The organism is Candidatus Margulisiibacteriota bacterium (assembly GCA_041661965.1).
Classification (GTDB): Bacteria; Margulisbacteria; WOR-1; order O2-12-FULL-45-9; family XYB2-FULL-48-7; genus XYB2-FULL-45-9.
In genome coordinates this window covers 526,664-544,396 of sequence record JBAZTH010000003.1, presented here as the reverse complement: position 1 = coordinate 544,396, position 17,733 = coordinate 526,664, and the positions used below count along the sequence as shown (strand labels likewise).

Below are 17,733 nucleotides of genomic sequence, written 5' to 3'. Positions count from 1 at the left end.
CCTCTTTTAACGCTCCAATTATCTGTTCTTCGGACATCCTTTTCCCCTTCATAAATGATCCTCCTTCAATTAGTATTACCGGCCTAAATTCTAATTGCAAGTGGTCCAGTTTTTGGGGGTAAGGTCAATGATCGCCCCCTTCTTCTTTAAGAAAGCGGACCCTAAATTATTCGTAGAAAAAAATATCGGTTGGCGCGACCTTATTCCCGACCTGCTTCTCTTTCTGATCCCATTCCTTGGCGGCCTATTCTACTTATTCGGTCACTTTAATTGGCTAACGCTGGGTTTAATGATCGCGATCGCTATTCTCGCTTTTCCAGCTACCGGTTATATGCGGGGCACCCTCCTTTGCCCTAACTGCAAACAAAGAGAGCTTGGCTGTCCGGCCGAGAAACTATTCGGCAAAGATTAACGCCGCCTTTTTGCCGATTGACTTCACTAACCTCCTACGGTACGATTCTCCGGGGGGATCAAAATGAAAAATAGATTTATTGTCGCAACCGTGCTGACGTTTTTCGCGCTGTCGATCGGCCAAGCAGGCGCGACCGATTTTTCCGTGCTGGGTGGGAATATGAACGTTAACTTGTTGGTCAATACCACGAGTGTTTCTTTGATCGACTCCCTGGATTCAATTTACCTTGGGACCTTAAAGGCCGGGTCGTCGTTCGGTTTTGGCGGAGAGGCCGCGCTTTTCTATCCTTTCGCGCCCGGGATCAAAGCGGGGCCGCATTTTATTTTCAACTATTCACCCCTGGCCAGTGACTGGCACGACTTCCAGCTTTTCCAGACCTCTCTGGGCGGCATAGTCGATTTCAGTTTTGACGGCCGGAATTCGGTCTCCGCTTTCATCGACTATAATCTCGGCTGGTTCAACGCCCAGCAGGAGATCGCTTCCGTTTCCGGCTTGCCTGCTCCGGCCGGCAACTTCAGCGGCGGGATCCCCGGCCTGATGTTTGGGGTGAAAACTTGCACCAAACTTTCGGAAGCAATGGGGCTTGGTCTTTATTACCAGATGGGAACGCTGAATCTGGCTGGCATAAAATACAAGAACAACAGCAATCAAAACGCCTGGATGGATGCCGGGATCAATTTCAGCCAGTTTGGCGCGATAGTCTACTTTTAAAAGGCCGGGGAAAAGGCGGAAAAAAGTTGCCCACTATTTTAATAACCGGTGCGTCGCAAGGGATCGGCAGAGAGAGCGCCCTGCTTTTTCAAAAGCGCGGCTGGAACGTGGCGGCGACGATGCGTTGTCCGGAAAAAGCGCCCCCCTCTTCTCTTTTTTGTCCGGCTCTCGATGTCACGAAACCAGAAACGATCAGGGCGGCGGTGGCCGCGACGATCGATCATTTTGGCGGGCTTGATGTTTTATTGAACAATGCCGGCTACGGCGCGGTCGGTCCTTTTGAAGCGGCGAGCCGCGAACAGATCTTCCGCCAGTATGAGACCAACCTTTTTGGCCTAATGGAAACTACCCGGGCGGTTCTCCCTTATTTCCGCCGGCAAAAGAACGGCCTGATCATTAATGTGACTTCGGTTGCCGGGCGGACAACTTTCCCTTTGTATACTCTCTATAATTCCACCAAATGGGCGGTCGAAGGCTTTTCCGAGGCGCTCCGTTTTGAGGTCGAGCCTTTTAACATTAAAGTAAAGCTTATTGAGCCGTCGGGCATTAAAACGGAGTTCAGCCGCGCGTCGGCCGAGATATTAACCGACCCGCGACTGACCGACTATGATGATTTTGTCGCTCGGGTCAAACCGTGGATCGAGCGAATGAACGCGAGCGGCCACCCCCCGCAAATGGCCGCCGAAACGATCTATCGCGCCGCGAATGACCGGAGCGGTAAATTTCGGTATGTTGTCGGCGCGGAAGGCAAGCTGCTTCTTTTTCTCAAGCGTATTTTACCGGACAATTGGATTTTTGCTTTTTCAAAAAAGCTCTTTGTTACTTAGAGGTTGGCGCTGCCGGGCTTTCCAGATCGGCCAAAATATTCCTCGCGTCTTTCGTGGGATCGACATTCTCGTAAACTTTTTTGATCTCCCCCTGCGGATCGATCAGGAAAGTGGTCCGTTTCGCGACCCCGACCGGACCCACCCCCACAAAAACACCGTATTTTTTGATGACCTCCCCGTTTTCATCGCTTAAGATGTCAAAATTGAGATGATTTTGGTCGTAGAATTTCTTATGGCTCTCCACCGAGTCTTTCGAGATGCCGACTACCTCCGCTCCTTTTCCCCTGATCTCGGTAATAAAGTCGCGATAGGAACAAGCCTGGGCGGTACAGCCGGAAGTAAAATCTTTCGGGTAGAAGTAAAGGACCAGCCATTTACCGGCATAGTCGGCGAGCTGATGGTTTTTGCCGTTTTGATCGGGAAGGTTAAAATCTTGAGCTTTCATTTTATTCTCCTCCTTGATAACTTATTCTATATACCGCGCCGGCTTTATCGTCTGAAACCAGCATTGAGCCGTCATCCATTATTTCGATGTCCACCGGCCGTCCCCAGGCTTGCGTTCCCTTTAGCCACCCCTTGGCGAATGGTTGATAGGCGATCGGCCGGCCGTTTTTATCCAGTTTCACCAAAGTGACGCGATAACCGATCGGCTGGCTGCGGTTCCACGAACCATGCTCCGCGATGAAGATCTGGCCGTGATATTCCGGCGGGAACATTTTTCCGGTGTAAAAACGCATCCCGAGGGACGCGACGTGCGGGCCTAATTCCTGGGCGGGCGGGGTAAAGTTCAGCGGTCTCCCCTTTTTGCCGAATTCCGGGTCCAATATATCTTTGCCGTGGATATAAGGATAGCCGAAATGGAGGCCGGGGCGCGGCGCGCGGTTGAGTTCATCCGGCGGAATATTATCCCCCAGCATGTCCCGGCCGTTATCGGTAAACCAAAGGTCATTGGTTTCGGGGTGCCAGTCAAAACCGACCGTGTTCCTGATCCCTCTGGCGTAGATCTCAAAGGAAGTTCCGTCGGTATTGAGCCGGGCGATGGCAGCGTACGGATCGCCGCGGTCGCAAATGTTGCACGGCGCGCCGATCGGGACGTAGAGCTTGCCGTCCGGCCCGAAGCGGATAAATTTCCAGCCGTGATGAACGTCTGAAGGTAATTTGTCGTAAACGATTTCCGGCGCGGGCGGATTGGCCAGGCGCGCTTCGATATCCGGATATTTTAAGATCTTATTGACCGTGGCGACATAGAGCGCGCCGTCTTGGAACGCGACCCCGTTGGGGAGGAATAGTTGGTCGGCCACGACGATCACTTGATCGGCGCGGCGGTCGCCGTCCCGGTCTAAGATCGCGTAAACTTTTCCCTCGGCCATTGAACCGACAAAAAGCGTGCCGTTGGGGGTCAGCGCCAGAGAGCGGGCCCCGGCGACATTCCCCGCGTAGAGAGCAAAAGAAAAGCCCGGCGGCAGTTCGATCTTCCCCAAAGCAAAAACTGCCGACCCGATGGCTATTAGGATTAGGGAAAAAATTCCTTTCATTAACGCTCCTCTGGAGGGGATTATATTACACTCAATTAAATAGTAAAGCGCTTTTTCGCTTATTTGCAGTATAATATTCCCATCTAATTAACAGAAGGAGATTCCCATGCATAACCCAGTTTTTGAGGCTATAAACAACCGCCGCTCGGTCCGCAATTTTACCGACAAACCGATCCCGAAAGAAACGCTCGCGGCGATTGTCAGGGCCGGGACCCTCGCCCCGACCGGGGCGAACGCCCAACCATGCGCCCCCAGCTCGCCCGCCTCGCCCAGCCGCGCTATAAAGCCTGGATGGAAAAATACGGCCAGGGGATGAAAGAGATGCGTGAAGAGTACGATTCGAAGTTGAAGGATTCCATCTATTACTCCGCGCCTGCCGTCGTCTTTGTCATCGGCCTGGGAATGACCAGCGACCAGGATTGCCCGATGGCCTGCGAAAACATCATGCTTGCCGCCCGCTCTTTGGAGCTCGGCTCCTGCTGGGTCTACTTCGGCCAGCTGGTTCTTGACGATCCGCAGACCAGAGCGCTCTTGGAATTAAAGGAAGGGGAAAAAGTTTACGGTCCGATCGTCCTCGGCTATCCCAAAGAAGGCTTTCCCCCGTCGCCGCCAAAAAAAGAGCCGGTCATAAAATGGATTTAAAACTTAAAGCCCTATTATTATGTCTGATCGTTTTGTCCGCCAGGGGGGAAACCATGGAAAAAATAAAGATTTTTGACGCTACTCTCAATACAGTTGTGATCGTTGAAAAGATCGAAAAGAGCGCCGCCGCCTGGCGCAAACTTCTTACCCCCGAACAGTTCGAGGTTACGACCAACCAGGGGACCGAAAAACCGTTCACCTGTTCCTTATTGAAGGTCAAAGAGAACGGCCTCTATAAGTGCGTCCGCTGCGGGACCGACCTTTTCCGGGCCGAGACCAAGTTCGAGTCCGGGACCGGCTGGCCGAGCTTTTTCCAGCCGATCTCCGAGCTTAATATCCAAACGAGGAGCGATAACAGCCTGGGGATTATCAGGACGGAAGTCCTCTGCGTTCGCTGTGGTTCCCACCTCGGCCACGTTTTCGATGACGGACCGGCCCCAACCCATAAACGGTATTGCATTAACGGGGCCGCCCTCCTCTTTGTTCCCTTTGGGAGCGAGAAGAAGCTGGCGCAGGCGACTTTTGGCGGCGGTTGTTTCTGGCATGTTGAAGCGGAATTCAGGAAAATAACAGGGGTCGTTGATACCGCGGTCGGCTATGCCGGCGGGACCGTTCCCGAACCATCGTATGAGTTGGTTTGCCGCGGCGATACCGGCCACGCCGAAGTCGTCCATCTGAAGTTCGATCCCAGGGTCATCACTTATGATCAACTCCTCGATCACTTCTGGCAGATCCACGATCCGACCACTCTCGACCGCCAGGGTCCGGATATTGGGAAGCAATACCGATCGGTCATCTTTTATTATTCTGACGCGCAAAAGAAAGCGGCGCTGGGGTCAAAAGCGAAATGGCAGAAAAAGTTTAAAGATAAGATCGTCACCCAAATTGTCCCCGCCGCCGACTTCTTCAAGGCCGAAGAGTATCATCAGCGATATTTGGAAAAGAAAGGCGCCGTTAATCCTTAATAAGGGAGAGGGCTTCCGAGCGGGCTTTGGCGTCTTTTTCGAAAACGCCGCGGACGGCGGAGGTAATAACTTTGGTCCCCGGTTTCTTTATTCCCCGCATCGACATGCAGAGGTGTTCGGCTTCAATAATGACCAGAACGCCGCGCGGTTTGAGCTTGGCCATCAGGCAGTCGGCGATTTGGCTGGTCAGCCGTTCCTGGACCTGCGGCCGCTTGGCAAATCCTTCAACGACTTTCACCAATTTGGAGAGACCGGTGACGTTTCCTTTGGTCGGGATGTAGGTGACATGGGCTTTGCCGAAGAACGGGACCAGGTGGTGTTCGCAGATCGAATAGAACGGGATCTCTTTGAGCATGACCATCTCTTCATGCTCCCCCTGCTTAAAGGTGGTGAGATGCTTCCCTGGATCTTCGTTCAGGCCGGAGAAGAGCTCGGCGTACATTTCCGCCACCCGTTTAGGCGTGGCGGTGATCCCCTCCCGCTTGGTATCTTCACCGATGGCGAGCAAGATCTCTTTGACTGCTTTTTCGATCCGTTTTTGGTTGATCATTTTCTAATTATACCACTAAAAATTATCGACAATCTCGCGCAAAACATTTTTGTTGTAATAAAACCAGTTTTCCAGCATGCAGATCTCGACCAAGCGCTTGGCAGTCATATTTTTATGGGCGCTCCTGACCGCCGGCGCGAAACGCTCCCCATTTTCATTTCGTCCAATCATGATTCCCCGGCTTAAGTTTAGTTTAGTGAAGATTTTGTCCAGGATCCCCTGCCAGGCCTCAAATGTCCGTGGCAGATGGATCGAGTCGCCGGCGTATGGTCTCAAGATCGCCTCGCGAAAATTCCAGCTTGCCGTTCCCCGATCAAAAAAAGGCTGGAATTGATTGGTCTCGATCTTGCGCAGTAAGCCGCGTAAAGTTTTTTCGTAAGCGTATCTCGATCCGGCTTTTCTGATAAAAAATGTCGGGTGCGGCTGATATGAGTGAACTAACGTCATACTGACTTATCAATGAAAAAAGAGGATAATTTCAGGAGAATTAGACCCATCTCCCTAGAACAAGCCGGTGATCTTGCCGTCTTCGTCGATGTCCATGTTTTCGGCGGCGGGATGCTTGGGGAGCCCCGGCATGGTCATGATCTCGCCGGCGAAAGCGACCACGAATCCGGCCCCGGCCGAAGGCTTTAGCTCCTTGATGGTGATCTTGAACCCCTTGGGGGCGCCGAAAAGTTTGGGATTATCGCTTAACGAGTACTGGGTCTTGGCGACGCAGACCGGGAAGTGGTCCATGCCGAACTGTTTGAGGAAATCGAGGTCGGCCAGGGCCTTTTCCGTCCACTCCACTCCGTCGGCGCCGTAAAGGTCGACGGCGATCTTTTCGATCTTGGCCCGGATCGGCTGTTCCAGCCGGTAGATCGGCTTATAGGTCAGTTTCTTGGCGAGCGCTTTGAGGACCAGCGCGGCCAGCTCTTTCCCTCCCTCGCCGCCGTGTTCCCAAACGTCGGAAACGACCGCCGGGACGTGGAAGCGTTCGCACTCTTCCTTCAAGAGGGCCAGTTCTTCCGGGGTGTCGGCCGCTTTTTTATTGATGGCGATAACGACCGGAACGTTGAAATGATGGAGGTTTTGCACGTGTTTGGCGACGTTTTCGTAGCCGTGGCGCGCCACCGCTTGTTTAGTGACGACCAGCACCGCCGCCGCCGGGGCGAGATTGCCGACCCGGCACTTGATGTCGAAGAACTTTTCCGCCCCCAGCTCGCTGGCAAAGCCGGCCTCGGTTACCACATAGTCGGCGAGTTTAAGCGCCAGTTGCGTGGCGACCAGGGAATTACAGCCGTGAGCGATGTTGGCGAACGGCCCGCCGTGGATAAAAGCGGGCGCCCCTTCAATTGTTTGGACCAGGGTCGGCTTCAACGCGTCCCAGAGCAACAGGGCCATCGCCCCTTCAGCTTTCAGGTCGGCGGAGCGGATCGGTTTCCCCTTTTTATCGTAAGCGACGATGATCCGGCCGAGCCGGTCTTTGAGATCGGTCAGACTGGTCGAGAGGCAAAGGATCGCCATGACCTCGGACGAGGCGGTAATGTCGAACTGGCCGCGCAGGGCGCGGTCGTTCATGTCCATGACCCGGCGCCAGACCAGCCGATTTTCGTCGATGTTCAGTTCATTTCCCTGGTAGATATGATTATGGAGCATCGCCGTCAGCAGGTTGTGGGCGGAGGTGACCATGTGAATATCGCTGGTCAGGTGAAGGTTGATGTCTTCCATCGGCAAAACTTGAGAGAGTCCGCCGCCGGCCGCCCCGCCCTTCATTCCCATGACCGGCCCGAGCGACGGTTCGCGAATGCAGACGATCGCTTTCTTGCCGAGCTTGCGGAGCGCCTGGGTCAGCCCGATGGTGGTCGTTGTTTTTCCTTCCCCCTGCGGGGTCGGGGTCATGGCGGTGACGAGAATCAGTTTACCGTTCCCGCCTTTTTTTCGGTTCTTGAGGGCGTTGAGGCTGATCTTGGCCTTATAACAACCGTGGAGTTCAACATCATCTTTATGGATACCGGCCGCCCTGGCGATGTCGGTAATAGCTTTTAATCGGGCTTGCTGGGCGATCTCGATATCAGTTGGCATAAGTAAAATATAACACGAAAGCAGTCGACGGGCAAATTATCCCCGTAAATAATCGGCGAAACGGGGAAAACGGCGGCTAATAATGTCCCGGCGAATAGCTTGTTCGGAATGATAGCGCGGATCCTCGGTGAAGGATTCGCGGAACCAGCTGTCGGTCAGCAGGTGGATCGCGTCGTCGGTTAAACCGAGCTTGGCCATCAGGATCGCCGTCGTTTCCAAACGGGCGTAATCCATCCGGCTTAGCTGGTCGATGATCTTATAAACGATCAATTTGGCCTCGACCCAGAGCGACAATTTGAAGCTCAATTCGGCGGCGGCCAGAAGCCGGTCGATCCGCGAATTTTTTTCTTCCAGCTGATCGATGGCCGGGAAAAGATATTGCGTCAGACAGCGGACCGCCAAGCCCGATTGGCCGGCGGCTCGCGCGAGCTCCGCGGTCTGAAAATGCGTTTCGATCAACAGGGAGCGATCGGTCAACTCTTCGGTCAATTGCAGGGCGAGTTCAAACTTGTTGTTGCGGTGGCAGGCTTTGATCGTACCGATCAGAATAGCGTTGCCTAATTCATGATTGCGAAGCTTGGCGGCGCTTTCTTTGATGGTGGTGAACAAAAGAACGGCTTCTTCGTCCCGGCCGATCTTTAACTGGATTTCAGCGATCTGGACGGCAAACTGAAAAATAGTCGTCGGGGTATTGTCGTCTAAGGCCCGACCGCCGACCAGAAGCTCGTGCGCTTCGACGATCTTGGGAGCTGTTAATCCGGCCGAAATTCCCAAGCGGAGGCGGTTTAATTGATTGAGCGCGAGCGCACCATCATCGATCTTTCTATAGGAGCCGTTCGGCTTTGGTCGGAACATGGCCGGCGGCGGTGGTTTGCTTGGTATCATGGCTGACTAGTGATCGACAAAAGCGAAGCAGAATTTCAGATAACTTTCGCGATCCCGACCGGGGTCAAACCGTACCGATCGAGGACATAATCGCGTTTGCCGTGTCCGATGAATTTTGAAGGGAAACCGAGCCGGTTGATCGGCTTGTTGATCCCGGCCGCGGCTAAAAGCTCCAGGACCGCCGAACCAAAGCCCCCTTCCAGAACCCCTTCTTCCACGGTGATAATGTGGTCGGCTTTTTTCGCTTCTTTCAAGATCAGTTCCCGGTCGAGCGGTTTAACGAAGCGGGCGTTGATCACGGTCGCGCCCCCGCCTCCGCCTCCGCCTTCTTTTTCGGCCAGTTTGGCCGCTTCGAGCGCCGGATAAACCATCGAGCCGATCGCCACGATCAGGGTTTTCCCTTTGCCTTTATGGACAATTTCACCCTTGCCTAATTCGAGCGGGCTGAATTCGTCGCTTAAAGCGGCGCCGACCCCGGCTCCCCGCGGATAGCGGATGGCGGACGGACCGGGCAACTGGCTGGCGGTAAAGATCATCTGTTGGAGCTCGCGCTCGTCTTTGGGGGCCATGACCGTCAGATTGGGAAGCGAGCGGAGAAAGGCGAGATCGAAGATCCCGTTGTGGGTCGCGCCGTCCTCGCCGACGATCCCGGCCCGGTCAACCGCGAAGACGACCGGCAGGTTCTGCAGGCAGACGTCGTGGACGATCTCATCGTAAGCGCGCTGGAGAAAGGTCGAGTAAATAGCGACGAACGGCTTGTAGCCCCCTTTGGCCAGGCCGCCGGCAAAAGTGACGGCGTGCTCTTCGGCGATCCCAACATCGTAAAAACGTTTGGGATGTTTCTGGCAGAACTCTTCCATCCCGGTCCCGTCGATCATCGCGGCGGTTATTCCGATTATCTTTTGATCCCGGTCGGCCAGCGTGGTCAAGGTCCGGCCGAAAACCGCGGTGTAGCTTGGATTCCCGGTTGTTTTAACGGCCGCGCCGGTGTTGATGTCGAACGGTCCGGTCCCGTGGAAACGGGTCGGCTCTTTTTCCGCCGGGGGGTACCCCTTCCCTTTTTTAGTGATGACGTGGATCAGGACCGGCCCCTGAATATCCTTGGCGTGCTGGAGGGTGCTGATGATCAGCGGGATATTGTGGCCGTCGATCGGCCCGAAATATTTGAAGCCGAGCTGTTCAAAAATGACGTCGACCTTGAAGCTGACGACGATGTGCTTGGTCCGGTCTTTGAGGGTCTTGGCGGCTTCGAAGAGCGACACGCCGACCCGCGGGATCTTTTTGACGATGCTTTCAATCCGGTTGCGCAGTTCAAGATAAGCGCCGCTGGTCGAGACTTGGGTCAGGTAATTGGAAAGAGCGCCGACATTCTTGGAGATCGACATTTCGTTGTCGTTGAGGATGACGATCAGGTTGCTCTTGAGGGTCGAAGCGTTGTTGATCGCTTCGTAGGCGAGCCCGCCGGAAAGCGAACCGTCGCCGATGACCGCGACGATCCGATGGCTCTCCCCCGCCAGCTCGCGGGCGTGGGCCAGGCCGAGCGCCTGGGAAATAGAAGTTGAAGCGTGGCCGACGGTAAAGGGATCGTGCTCGCTTTCGGCGACGTTTGGAAAACCGGACAGGCCGCCGGCCTGCCGCAGGGTCGCGAATTGGTCCAGCCGGCCGGTCAAAATCTTGTGGGCGTAGGCCTGATGGCCGACATCCCAGATGATCTTGTCGCGGGGAGATTTGAAAGCGGCGTGGAGGGAGACGGCGATCTCGACCGCGCCGAGACTGGAGGCGACGTGGCCGCCGGTCTGCGAGGTCACGTCGATGATCTTCCGCCGGATCTCCTGCGAGAGCTCTTCGAGCTGTTTGGTGGAAAGCTCCCGGAGCGCGTCGGGGAGCTTGAGCTTATCGAGCAAAGTAGACATAATATGTGCCGATCGTCAGGACGATCGCCAGCCCGGCGCCGGCGAAAACTTCGGTCGGTTCATGACCGAGGATTTCTTTGAGCTTTTCGACCTTGACCCGGCCGTTGGCGTAGATATCGTCGACGACCCGGTTGAGGATCTCCGCCTGTTTGCCGGCGGCGCGACGGACCCCGGTGGCGTCATACATGACGATCAGGGCGTAGACCAGCGAGATGGTGAAGAGCGGCGAACTGAACCCCTGGGTCAGGGCGACCGACAAGGTCAGCGCGGTGACCGAGGCCGAGTGGGCCGACGGCATCCCCCCCGCTTCGAAAAAATGCCAGAGGCTGAAAGAGCCGTCCTTATACCAGTAGAAAAAAACCTTGAGCGACTGGGCGACAAACCAGGAAACACAGACCGCGATGAACGAAAAATTATTTAACAAGGCGATTGTCCAGTTAATTATGTAATCCACTTTATCTCCTTTTCAGGACCTTGGCAATGTAGTCCAGATCTTCCGGGGTTGTAACCTTGATGTTCTGATAACTTCCCATGACCATGACGACCGGAAGTCCGGCCAGTTCGACGACCATGGCGTCATCGGTGCACAACCCTCTAATTTTAGCATACGCGTTCAAGATTAAGGAAGCCTGAAAAGTTTGCGGGGTTTGCGCCGCCCAGAGCTCTCGACGATCTAAGGTTGCTTTTACAAACCCCCTCTCATTCTCCCCCTTGATAAGGGGGAGATGTCCGGAGGACAGAGGGGGTAAAACCCTTTTTATCGTGTCTTTCACCGGTACCCCAACGACCGCGGCCCCGTGGCGCTGGGCCGCTTTGACCGAGGCGGAGATTATCGCTTCGCTGACCGCCGGCCGGGCGCCGTCGTGGATCAGGACGATCTCGGCCGATTCCGGCAGGGCCTTCAGACCGTTTTGGACCGAATCCTGGCGTTCCGGGCCGCTTGCCACGACCGCGATTATCTTTTTGCTCCGGATCTTCCGGGCTTTGGCCAGGTTGTGCCGGGCGACGACCAGGATAATCCCATCGATGATTTTGGCTTTGTCAAAGGCGGCGGCGGTCCAGCCAAGCATCGGACGGCCGGCGATCGGCAGGAACTGCTTGTCCTGCCCCATCCGTTTTCCCCGTCCGCCGGCGACGATAATGGCGATCTTCTTCATATGGCACATTTTAACACATAATATTACCTGGTTAAGATTTGCTGTCCCTCTTTGGTCACTAAAACCATATCCTCGATCCTGATCCCGCCGAAACCTTTAATATAAATGCCCGGTTCGACGGTGACGACCATCCCCGCTTTAAGTTTGGCCCGGCTTTTCAGCGAGAGGCGCGGAAACTGGTGGATCTTCCGGCCGACGCCGTGGCCGGTGGTGTGAATGAAGCATTCGCCGGGACACTCTTTTTCTGAAAGATGACAGGCTTTGTAACAATGCCTTTTAATATATTCCCGGGCGGTCAGATCGATTTCCCGGCAGTCGACGCCGGCCCGGACCGCTTTGATCGCCAGGCGCTGGGCGGTTTTTACGATGTTGAAATAGTGAAGATATTTTTTGGTCGGCCGGCCGACGAAGAACATTCTGGTGATGTCGGAGCAGTACCCTTTGTATTTCGCCCCCAGGTCGACCATCACCTGTTCCCCTTTTTTAATCTTATTTTTGGACGGTTTGGCGTGAGGATCGATCGAACGGATCCCGGAGGCGACAATGACTTTAAAGGATGGTTCAGCGCCGCGCGACCTGATTTCATGGACGATCCAGGCGGCGATTTCCTCTTCGGTCTGGCCCGCCCTGATCCGGAGACCGGCCATCACCTCGTCCGCGATCCGGACCGCTTGACGCTGGCGGGGGTTCATTTTTTGGCGACGGCGATAGCGGCGCGGAGCCCCAGCAGGTAGCTGTTGAGCCCGAAGCCGGAGATCTGACCGGCGGCGACCGGCGCGATGACCGATTTCTGGCGGAACTCTTCGCGGGCATAGATGTTGGAAAGATGGACTTCGACCGTCGGGATTTCGACCGACGAAACGGCGTCACGGATGGCGATGCTGTAATGGGTATAGGCTCCGGGGTTGATCAAAATTGCCTGGAAGTTCTTGCGGGCGGCGCCGATCTTTTCGACGATCTCCCCTTCGCTGTCCATTTGGGCGATCTCCAGTTCGGCTCCTTCCGTTTTGGCCAATTCCTGGAGCTTGGCGTTGATCTCCTCGAGAGTCAGCTTGCCGTAAACGTTGACCTCTCGCTCCCCTAACAGGGAAAGATTGGGCCCGTGGATGACTAATATTTTCATAGTATTTACTCCTTAATTAGAGCGAAACCGCGACGATATTGTCGCAGGTTTCGCCACTTGTTCCGACTAAAATATAACACACCGTACCCAGCTTATCAAGCAATTGAAAACATGCTATACTTTATTCGCATATGTCGGTAAAACTGTTTGGTTTCAATGTTCCCGTCGGCAGAACGATCCTGGTCGTTCTCTTCATTATTATAGCCGGGACGGCCGGCGTTACCTTTCAGGTCCTGCAGCAGCTCCCCAACGTGGAATTGATCAGCTCTTACGTGCCGAGCGAAAGCACCATCCTTTATTCCGCCGACGAAAAGATCCTGGCCCGCTTCCATCAGGAAGAGAATCGCCAGGTCGTTCCCTTATCGCGGATCTCCCCTTACTTTATTAAGGCGGTTATCGCCACCGAAGACCCTAACTTTTATAAGCACCATGGCCTCGATTTTATGGGGATCGCCCGGGCGGCGGTGAAAAATTTCGCCTACGGCCGGGTCGTGGAGGGCGGCAGCACCCTGACCCAACAGCTGGCCAAGAATTTATTCTTAACCAAGAAAAAAGTCATCACCCGCAAACTGGCCGAAGCGATCCTGGCGGTCCAGATGGAACGGCGCTATACCAAGGAAGAGATCCTCGAGATGTACCTCAACCAGGTCTATCTGGGCCATAATTCCTACGGGATCGAATCGGCGGCGATGCTCTACTTCAATAAGCACGCCTCGGAATTAACCCTGGCGGAATCGGCGATGATCGCCGGGATCATTCACGGGCCGGAGCTCTACTCCCCCTACCGGAACTTAAAAGGGGCCAAGCTCCGCCAGATCGACATCTTAAACAAGCTGATCGGTCAGAAAATTGTCGAAGAAAAAGAGGCCAAGCTGGCGGCGGCGGAACAACTTGAGTTCTATCCGCAAAACCTGAAGATGCGGGGAGAGATCGCCCCTTACTTTATTAGTTATGTCCTGCGGGAATTGACCGACCTCTATGGCGAAGACATGGTCTACCACGGCGGCCTGCGGGTTTACACCACCCTCGACACCAAGATGCAGTTCGCCGCCGAAAAAGCGGTGACCGAGTTCATCAAGAACGAAGGGCCGAAATATAAGTTCAGCCAGGGGGCGCTGGTCTCGATCGATCCGGCGACCGGTTACATTAAAGCGCTCGTCGGCGGCGCCGATTTTATCGAGAGCAAGTTCAACCGGGCGACCCAGGCCAAACGCCAACCAGGCTCCTCTTTCAAACCGTTCGTCTACCTCGCGGCGATCGAACAAGGGATCATGCCGAACGCCGTCATTTTGGATGCTCCGACTACTTTTAAGGTCTGGGTCAACAAATGGAACCCCAAAGGGACCTGGGACCCGAAAAACTTTGACGGTAAATATAACGGCGCGGTAACGATGCGTTATGCTCTGGAAAAATCGCTCAATATTCCGTCGATCAAACTGCTGGAGATGGTCGGGATCCCGAACGCCGTTAACGTCGCCCAGAAGATGGGGATCACCAGCAACCTGGAACCGGCCCTCTCTCTCGCCCTCGGGGCTTCGGAAGTGACCGTCTTGGAAATGACCTCCGCTTACGGCGTCTTGGCTAACAATGGGGTCCGGGTCGAGCCGGCCTCGATCATCAGGATCGAAAGCCGGGACGGCGTTCCATTATATAAGAACCAGATCCTGGAAAAACGGGTCTTGGATTCCAACGTCGCGGCGATCATGACCGACATGATGCGCGGCGTCATCACCCGCGGGACCGGTTTTCGGGCGAATATCGGCCGGCCGGCCGCCGCCAAGACCGGAACTTCGCAGGACTTCAAAGATGCCTGGTTCATCGGTTTCGTGCCGCAGCTTGTTACCGGTATTTGGGTCGGCAACGATGACAACACGCCGATGAAAGGGGTTGCCGAAGTCGGCGTCTGCCCCCGGATCTGGAAAGCCTACAATACCGTCGCCCTGCAAGGCTTGCCGGTCCTCGATTTCCCGCGGCCGCAAGGGTTGCAGACCGAAACCGTGATCTTGGAACAGCGGATCAACGCCGAAGGCTCGAAAGAAGGGTCCGCGCCCGAAGGGGATCCGGCTCCGGAAGAGGTCCAACCTGCTTTGGAAAGCGCGCCGGAAGGCGATCTTGCTCCCGAGGATGTTCAAGGTGGCAATTAAGTTCGGCACCGACGGCTGGCGGGCCAAGATGGCCGACGATTTTACCGAGGACAACGTCCGCCTGGTGACCCAGGCCCTCGTTAACTTTCTTCAGCAAAAAGGGTTGGCCGCCGCAGGGGTCGCGGTTGGCTATGACAATCGTTTAAATTCCGAAAACTTTGCCCGGGTCGCCGCCGAAGTCGTTTCCGGCGCCGGGATCAAGGCTTTTCTGACCAATCATGCCGTTCCTTCGCCGGTCCTCTCCTATGCCGTAAAAAGTCAGGGACTCGGCGCCGGGATCATGATCACCGCTTCGCATAACCCGCCCGATTACAATGGCTTCAAGATCAAAGAAGGGTTCGGCGGCTCCGCTTTTCCGGAAACGACCAAGGGAGTTGAGGCGAACCTTTCCGCGAAACTTTCAATCCTCCCCTCCTCCGCCAACTTCACCGAATTCGATCCCGATCCGGCTTACTTTGAAAAACTTAAAGAGCTGGTCGACATCGAAAAAATCAACGCCGCCGGCCTGCGGGTGATTGTCGATCCGATGCACGGCAGCGGAGCCGGTTATTTTCAGCGACTGGGGGTCAAGGTCGTCGAGATTCGCGGCAACCGGGACACGACCTTTGGCGGGATCAATCCGGAACCTTTGGCCGTCAATCTCCAAAGCTCCATGGAGTTCGTGAAAGCTTACGGGTTAAAGCATTCGGGACTGACCGCTTGCATTGTCCTCGACGGCGACGCCGACCGGATCGCCGCGATCGACCAAAGCGGGACCTACGTTAATACGCACAACATTTTCTCCCTGTTGCTCAAACATCTTTACGAGAACCGGCATTTCAGCGGCGCGGTGGTCAAAACTTTCAATATCAGCAACCTTGTCGACTCGATGTGTGCCGAATACAAGCTCCGGCTCGACGTCCGGCCGATCGGCTTCAAATATATTGCCAAAGAGATGCTCGAAGGCCCGGTTATTTTGGGGGGCGAAGAGAGCGGCGGCATGGGGATCCAGGGGTTTATTCCGGAACGGGACGGCATTTTAGCCGGGCTGATGCTCCTGGAGCTGATGGCCAAAGAACGGAAAACCCTTCTTCAGATCGTGGACGGCCTGATGAAAAAGTACGGCTACTATTATTACAACCGGAAAGATATTCACACGACCGTTGGTCCGGCAATCGTTGAAGGTTTGAAAAAAACTCCGCCGACCGATTTTGCCGGTAAAAAGATCGCTAAAGTGGAGACGCTGGACGGCTTAAAATTTACTTTTGAAAATAAGGCCTGGATCCTCTTCCGCGCGTCCGGGACCGAACCGCTGCTTAGGATCTATTCTGAAGGCCGCACTCCGGAGGAAGTTGAACTTTTACTCTCCGCCGGGGTTAAATTAGCCGCTTAATTACTTCGTCGGCGCTGACAGCTCTTTCTCGAACTTTTCTTTTTTCGCGATCCGGGCGAGTTCCGCTTTTTCGCGGGCGACGTCGGCCGGCCGTTTGAGGCTTTGGAAAAGTTTGAGGAGATTTTCGTGGAGCTGTTTATTGTCACCGGCGATCAGCGAGGCTTTCTTAAACTGTTCTCCCGCTTCCGTTTTTTTACCGAGCTTGTCATAAGTTGAACCGAGGATCAGATAAAGTTCCGGGTTCCCGCCCTCAACGCGGATGGCGTCTTCATATGAGGAAAGCGCGAGCTTCTCTTGTCCCATGGTCAGATACGTATCGCCCAGGAAAACATGAAGATAAGCGTTGGCCGGGTTGAAACCGATCGCTTTTTTGTACTCGGCGATCGCTTCGGCCATTTTCCCCTGGTTGCGGAAAGCGTGCGCCTGCAGCGACGGTTCTTCGATCTCCACTTTCGCTTTCTGCTGGAGTTCGCCGTGCCACTGCCGGAAAGCGCTTTCTTGTTTTTGCTGGAGCAGGACTTCGTCGATCGTTTTGCCGGCGACCGGCGCGATCTTGCGGAGGCGGGAATCGCTGACTTTGATCAGGTGATAGCCGAAGGGAGTTTGGACGATCCCGCTGACTTCCCCGTTCTTGAGGGAGAAAGCGGCCTGCTCAAAGGGCTTCACCATCATCCCGGTGGTAAAGTAGCCGAGGTCCCCGTCTTTAGGGGCGGTTCCGGGATCAATGGAAAATTGTTTGGCGAGTTTGGCGAAATCCTCTCCTTTTTTAAGCTTTTCGAGGACGAATTTAGCGTCATTCTCGGTCTTCACCAGGATGTGGGAAGCGCGGATCTCGCGGAGATCGTCCGGAGTGACGGAGACCCCTTCCCGCAGCTTCATCTGTACCTTCTGAACCATGACGTCGTCACGAATGAAATCGCGGAATTGCCCCATGGTGAAACCGGAGCGCTTGATCGCTTTTTCCAGCTCGCCGCGATTCGGCAGTTTATTTTGCGCCGTTATATTGTCGAGGACCGAGTCGATCTCGTTGCCGCCGACGCTTACCTTTTTCCGCGCTCCCTGAAGCATTAAGGTGAAGTCGATCGCCTGGGCCAGGGCCATGCTCTCAAGGTACGGCAGATCGCGGGGGCCGATCTGCTTGCCGGCCCCTTGAGCGAGCCGATTCATAAGCTCTCTATAGCGGGCCAGGGAAATCTCCTCGCCGTTGACTTTGGCCAGACCGGATGGTTTCTGGGGCGAATCTTCCCCGCTGAACTTTTGATAGCCCAAACCATAGAACATCGAACCGATAAACAGAACCGCGACCGCGATCATGATGCTTTTAGTGTTTTTTCTGAACCATGTTAACATATCAATCTCCTCTTTCTCCCGCGACTGAACGTCGCGGTTATACTATTATTTTAACCGCGGCGTTTAGCCGCTGGTTAATT

19 protein-coding genes are annotated in these 17,733 nt (G+C 54.9%); 7 read left to right on the top strand and 12 right to left on the bottom strand.

The window, feature by feature from the left end:
• Positions 1 to 127: 127 nt before the first annotated feature.
• From WC772_08420 to WC772_08410, 3 genes are all read left to right on the top strand, one after another.
• On the top strand, positions 128 to 412 hold the full coding sequence (locus tag WC772_08420; GenBank protein MFA6170770.1) for a hypothetical protein: 285 nt from the start codon (positions 128 to 130) through the stop codon (positions 410 to 412).
• Positions 413 to 475: 63 nt separating this feature from the next.
• A complete protein-coding gene (locus WC772_08415) occupies positions 476 to 1,123 on the top strand; it encodes a hypothetical protein (GenBank protein ID MFA6170769.1) in 648 nt (215 codons plus the stop codon).
• 26 nt (positions 1,124 to 1,149) lie between these two features.
• On the top strand, positions 1,150 to 1,950 hold the full coding sequence (locus tag WC772_08410) for an SDR family oxidoreductase (GenBank protein MFA6170768.1): 801 nt from the start codon (positions 1,150 to 1,152) through the stop codon (positions 1,948 to 1,950).
• Here WC772_08410 and WC772_08405 read toward each other — a convergent pair.
• Positions 1,943 to 2,395: a peroxiredoxin gene (locus WC772_08405; protein MFA6170767.1), complete on the bottom strand. Its 453-nt coding sequence runs from the start codon at positions 2,393 to 2,395 to the stop codon at positions 1,943 to 1,945. The two genes, WC772_08410 and WC772_08405, sit on opposite strands and share 8 nt — an antisense overlap.
• A 1-nt stretch (position 2,396) precedes the next feature.
• Complete coding sequence (locus WC772_08400) at positions 2,397 to 3,485, bottom strand: PQQ-dependent sugar dehydrogenase (GenBank protein MFA6170766.1); 1,089 nt, start codon at positions 3,483 to 3,485, stop codon at positions 2,397 to 2,399.
• Between the two features lie 243 nt (positions 3,486 to 3,728).
• On the opposite strand from WC772_08400, the gene WC772_08395 reads away from it, so the two are divergent.
• Entirely contained in the window at positions 3,729 to 4,127 is a 399-nt protein-coding gene (locus WC772_08395) for a nitroreductase family protein (protein MFA6170765.1), read from the top strand.
• Between the two features lie 53 nt (positions 4,128 to 4,180).
• Positions 4,181 to 5,092: a bifunctional methionine sulfoxide reductase B/A protein gene (locus WC772_08390; protein MFA6170764.1), complete on the top strand. Its 912-nt coding sequence runs from the start codon at positions 4,181 to 4,183 to the stop codon at positions 5,090 to 5,092.
• On the opposite strand, the gene folE is transcribed toward WC772_08390, so the two are convergent.
• Genes folE through aroQ form a run of 9 tightly spaced genes read right to left on the bottom strand, consistent with a single transcriptional unit; the run spans position 5,082 to position 12,787 of the window.
• Positions 5,082 to 5,642, bottom strand: a complete 561-nt coding sequence (folE, locus tag WC772_08385; GenBank protein ID MFA6170763.1) for a GTP cyclohydrolase I FolE — start codon at positions 5,640 to 5,642, stop codon at positions 5,082 to 5,084. The two genes, WC772_08390 and folE, sit on opposite strands and share 11 nt — an antisense overlap.
• 15 nt (positions 5,643 to 5,657) lie before the next feature.
• Positions 5,658 to 6,089: a hypothetical protein gene (locus tag WC772_08380; GenBank protein MFA6170762.1), complete on the bottom strand. Its 432-nt coding sequence runs from the start codon at positions 6,087 to 6,089 to the stop codon at positions 5,658 to 5,660.
• A 54-nt stretch (positions 6,090 to 6,143) separates the two neighbouring features.
• Positions 6,144 to 7,709, bottom strand: coding sequence for a formate--tetrahydrofolate ligase (locus WC772_08375; protein ID MFA6170761.1), 1,566 nt, complete (start codon positions 7,707 to 7,709; stop codon positions 6,144 to 6,146).
• Between the two features lie 36 nt (positions 7,710 to 7,745).
• The gene (locus WC772_08370; protein MFA6170760.1) at positions 7,746 to 8,594 is read right to left on the bottom strand and encodes a hypothetical protein; all 849 of its coding nucleotides are present in this window, start codon (positions 8,592 to 8,594) and stop codon (positions 7,746 to 7,748) included.
• A 35-nt stretch (positions 8,595 to 8,629) separates the two neighbouring features.
• On the bottom strand, positions 8,630 to 10,507 hold the full coding sequence (gene dxs / locus WC772_08365; GenBank protein MFA6170759.1) for a 1-deoxy-D-xylulose-5-phosphate synthase: 1,878 nt from the start codon (positions 10,505 to 10,507) through the stop codon (positions 8,630 to 8,632).
• Positions 10,488 to 10,961 carry a divergent PAP2 family protein gene (locus WC772_08360; protein MFA6170758.1) on the bottom strand — a complete coding sequence of 158 codons (474 nt, stop codon included), beginning with the start codon at positions 10,959 to 10,961 and terminating at the stop codon, positions 10,488 to 10,490. The genes dxs and WC772_08360 overlap by 20 nt, the downstream gene beginning before the upstream one ends.
• A gap of 1 nt (position 10,962) precedes the next feature.
• Positions 10,963 to 11,664, bottom strand: coding sequence for a 2-C-methyl-D-erythritol 4-phosphate cytidylyltransferase (ispD, locus tag WC772_08355; GenBank protein ID MFA6170757.1), 702 nt, complete (start codon positions 11,662 to 11,664; stop codon positions 10,963 to 10,965).
• A 23-nt stretch (positions 11,665 to 11,687) separates the two neighbouring features.
• On the bottom strand, positions 11,688 to 12,356 hold the full coding sequence (locus tag WC772_08350) for a M24 family metallopeptidase (protein MFA6170756.1): 669 nt from the start codon (positions 12,354 to 12,356) through the stop codon (positions 11,688 to 11,690).
• The gene (aroQ, locus tag WC772_08345) at positions 12,353 to 12,787 is read right to left on the bottom strand and encodes a type II 3-dehydroquinate dehydratase (protein MFA6170755.1); all 435 of its coding nucleotides are present in this window, start codon (positions 12,785 to 12,787) and stop codon (positions 12,353 to 12,355) included. The genes WC772_08350 and aroQ overlap by 4 nt, the downstream gene beginning before the upstream one ends.
• A gap of 131 nt (positions 12,788 to 12,918) precedes the next feature.
• Here aroQ and WC772_08340 point away from each other — a divergent pair, with 131 nt between their 5' ends.
• Complete coding sequence (locus WC772_08340; protein MFA6170754.1) at positions 12,919 to 14,931, top strand: penicillin-binding protein 1A; 2,013 nt, start codon at positions 12,919 to 12,921, stop codon at positions 14,929 to 14,931.
• Entirely contained in the window at positions 14,921 to 16,303 is a 1,383-nt protein-coding gene (locus tag WC772_08335) for a phosphoglucomutase/phosphomannomutase family protein (protein ID MFA6170753.1), read from the top strand. The genes WC772_08340 and WC772_08335 overlap by 11 nt, the downstream gene beginning before the upstream one ends.
• Here WC772_08335 and WC772_08330 read toward each other — a convergent pair whose 3' ends face one another.
• Complete coding sequence (locus tag WC772_08330; protein ID MFA6170752.1) at positions 16,304 to 17,653, bottom strand: peptidylprolyl isomerase; 1,350 nt, start codon at positions 17,651 to 17,653, stop codon at positions 16,304 to 16,306. It lies immediately after the preceding gene.
• Positions 17,654 to 17,733: the final 80 nt, after the last annotated feature.